Source organism: Streptomyces sp. NPDC020362 (assembly GCF_040642095.1).
Classification (GTDB): domain Bacteria; phylum Actinomycetota; class Actinomycetes; order Streptomycetales; family Streptomycetaceae; genus Streptomyces.
This window is the reverse complement of record NZ_JBFAET010000392.1, coordinates 1-3636: the sequence shown is the minus strand read 5'-3', so window position 1 is coordinate 3636 and position 3636 is coordinate 1. Positions and strand designations below refer to the sequence as shown.

Genomic DNA, 3636 nt, shown 5'->3' with positions numbered 1-3636 from the left:
GGCACGCTGGAGCGGGACAACGGCGGTGCCTCGCGGCTGATCACCTCGCTCGCGCAGGCGTACGTCGCCGGGCTGAGCGTGGACTGGAAGACGGTGCTGCCCGCCGCGGACTGGGTCGACCTGCCGACCTACGCCTTCCAGCATCAGCGGTACTGGCTGCAGGCCGCGGCCGCGGCCACGACCGCGCCCACGCTCGGCGGCGACGGTGCGAGTACGGCGGCGGAGGCGCGGTTCTGGGCGGCCGTCGAGGGCGGGGACCTGGCCCACATCGCGGACACGTTGGCGATCGTGGACGAGAAGCAGCTCAGCGAGGTGCTGCCGGCGCTGGCGTCCTGGCGGCGCCGCGAGCAGGACCGGTCGGCGACGGCGGGCCTGCGCTACCGCGTGGGCTGGGCGCCGGTCGCCGAGCCCGGCGCCGCACGGCTGTCCGGACAGTGGCTGGTCGTGGCCCCCGCCGGCACGGCTGCAGACGAAGTGACGCAGGGATGTCTGATGGCGCTGACCTCGCGCGGCGCCGAGTCCGTCGTCGTAGAGGTACCGGCCGGGACCGTCGACCGCACCGACGTCGCCGCGCTGCTCGGTGAGGCGCTGCGGAACGCCGGTACGGAACCCGCCGTGGTGTCCGGTGTGGTGTCGCTGCTGGCGCTGGACGAGACGCCGCTGCCGGACCACCCGGCGGTGACCGGAGGCTTGGCCGCCACGCTCGCTCTGGTGCAGGGCCTGGGCGATGCCGAGGTCGGCGCACCGCTGTGGATCCTGACCCGCGGCGCCGTCGCCGCAGCACCCGGCGAGGTGCTGACCAACCCGTTGCAGGCACAGGTCTGGGGCTTCGGCCGCGTCGTCCCCCTGGAATACCCCGACCGCTGGGGCGGGTTGATCGACCTGCCCGCCGTACTGGACGAACGGACCGGCGCGCAGCTGGTGGCCGTACTGGCCGGCTGCGACGAGAACGCGGCCGTCCTCAGGCCCGCCGGGATCCTGGGCCGCCGGCTGAACCGTGCTCCGCAGCCGTCGGCGAACGGGAAGTGGCGGCCCGAGCACACCAGCGCGCTGATCACCGGCGGCACCGGGGCGCTCGCCGGGCATGTGGCGCGCTGGCTGGCCGGCCGCGGCGCGGACCGTCTGGTGCTGACCAGCCGCTCCGGACCCGGCGCACCGGGCGCCGCGGCGCAGGCCGCCGAACTGGCCGCCCGGGGCACCCGCGTGGACGTGGTGACCTGTGACGTCGGCGACCGGTCCGAGCTGGCCGGGCTGATCGACTGGACCGGGCAGCACGGTCCTGCACTGTCCGCCGTGGTGCACACCGCGGGCGTGCTGGACGACGGCGTGATCGACCACCTCTCGCCGACACGGCTGGAGACGGTGCTGGCCCCCAAGGCCGCGAGCGCCGCCCACCTGGACGAACTCACCGCGGACCTGGACCTGGACGCCTTCGTGCTGTTCTCCTCCGTGGTGGCCACCACGGGCGGTCCGGGCCAGGCCAACTACGCGGCGGCGAACGCCTACCTGGACGCCGTGGCCGAGAACCGGCGCAGCCGCGGACTGGCCGCACTCGCCGTGGCCTGGGGCCCGTGGTCGGGCGGTGGTGTGGCCGAGGGCAACGCGGCAGCGCGGCAGCGGCTGGCCCGCAACCAGTGGGAAGGCATGATGGATCCGGACCTGGCGGTCCGGGCCCTGGCCGAGGCGCTCGACGGCACTGACACCGTGCTGACGCTGACGAACATCGACTGGTCCATCGTCCTCGCGCAGCCGCAGGCGGCAGCCGGCCTGCTGCAGGTTCCGCTGATGCGGGACCTGCCGGAGATCCACCAGCTGGCCGCGCTCCTGGCGGACGTGACCGTCGCACCGGCCGAAGGGGATCTGGCGCGACGGCTGGCCGGTATGGGCCGGGCCGAGCAGCAGCGGGTGCTGACCGAGCTGGTCCAGGGCAAGGCCGCCCAGGTACTGGGCCACGCGTCGCCCGAGCAGGTCGAGGCCGGCCGTGCCTTCAGCGAACTGGGCTTCGACTCCCTGACCGCGGTGGAACTGCGCAACGAGCTCAGCTCCGCCACGGATCTGCGGCTGCCCGCGACCCTGCTGTTCGACTACCCCAGCCCGTCCGCCCTGAGCGAGTACCTCCAGACCGAGCTGCTCGGGGCGCTGCCGGACGACACCGCGACACCGACCGCAACCCCGGCCCCGGCCGTGGCCGACGAGCCGATCGCGATCGTCGGCATGAGCTGCCGCTACCCGGGCGGCGTCGTCGACCCCGACGGAATGTGGGCGCTGCTGACCTCCGGCGGGGACGCGATCTCCGGCTTCCCGGACGACCGGGACTGGGACCTGGAGGCCCTCAGCGACCCCTCGGGCGAGGGATACACCTCCTACGTCCAGGCCGGCGGATTCATCAAGGACATGAGCGGGTTCGACGCCGGGTTCTTCGGGATCAGCCCGCGCGAGGCGCTGGCGATGGACCCGCAGCAGCGGCTGCTGCTGGAGGTGTCCTGGGAGGCCCTGGAGCGGGCCGGCATCGACCCGGAGTCGCTGCGCGGCAGCACGACCGGTGTCTTCGCCGGCGGCTACGCGTCCGGATACGGCTACGGCGTGGACGTCGAAGGCGCGGCCCACCTCATCACCGGCAACGCCACGAGCGTGCTGTCCGGCCGCGTGTCCTACGCGCTCGGCCTCGAGGGCCCGGCGGTGACGGTCGACACGGCCTGCTCGTCGTCCCTGGTCGCCCTGCACCTGGCCGCCCAGGCCCTGCGGTCCGGCGAGTGCTCGATGGCACTGGCCGGCGGCATCACGATCCTCGTGACCCCCGACGGCTTCGTCGGCTTCAGCGAGCAGAGCGGCCTGGCGATGGACGGACGCTGCAAGGCGTTCTCCGCGCAGGCCGACGGGATGGGCTTCGCCGAGGGCGCGGGCATGGTTGTCGTGGAGCGGCTGTCGGACGCCCGGCGCAACGGCCACAAGGTGCTGGCGGTGGTGCGCGGCTCCGCGATCAACCAGGACGGCGCGTCCAACGGCCTGACCGCCCCGAACGGCCCCTCGCAGCAGCGCGTCATCCGTGCCGCGCTCGCGAACGCCGGGGTGGGCGCGGCCGAGGTCGACGTCGTCGAGGCGCACGGCACCGGCACCAAGCTGGGCGACCCGATCGAGGCGCAGGCGCTGCTGGCGACGTACGGCCAGGACCGGTCGGAGGAGCGGCCGCTGCTGCTCGGCTCGGTGAAGTCCAACATCGGCCACACCCAGGCCGCCGCCGGTGCGGCCGGTGTGATCAAGATGGTGCTGGCGCTCCAGAACGAGCAGCTGCCGAAGACGCTGCACGTGGACGAGCCCTCGCCGCACGTGGACTGGTCGGCCGGGGATGTCAAGCTGCTGACGGAACCGGCGCCGTGGCCCACCAACGGCCACCCCCGGCGGGCCGGCGTCTCCTCGTTCGGACTGAGCGGCACCAACGCACACATCATCCTGGAGGAGGCGCCGGCCGCCGAGGCCCATGCACCGGAGTCCGACGGCCAGGGCGACGCCACCCACGAGGGCGCGACCACCAAGGCCGACACCTCTGCGGTGGTCGAGACCGAGGGTGTGAGCGCGTGGCTGGTGTCGGGCCGGTCGGTGAGCGGTTTGTCGGGGCAGGCGGGGCGTTTGCGGGAG

1 protein-coding gene is annotated in these 3636 nt (G+C 74.0%); it reads left to right on the top strand.

All coding sequences use genetic code 11. The features are described 5' to 3' along the window. Window positions 1-3636 (top strand): SDR family NAD(P)-dependent oxidoreductase (locus AB0H32_RS47380; RefSeq protein ID WP_361135654.1); only part of this gene is annotated, 3636 nt, incomplete at both ends.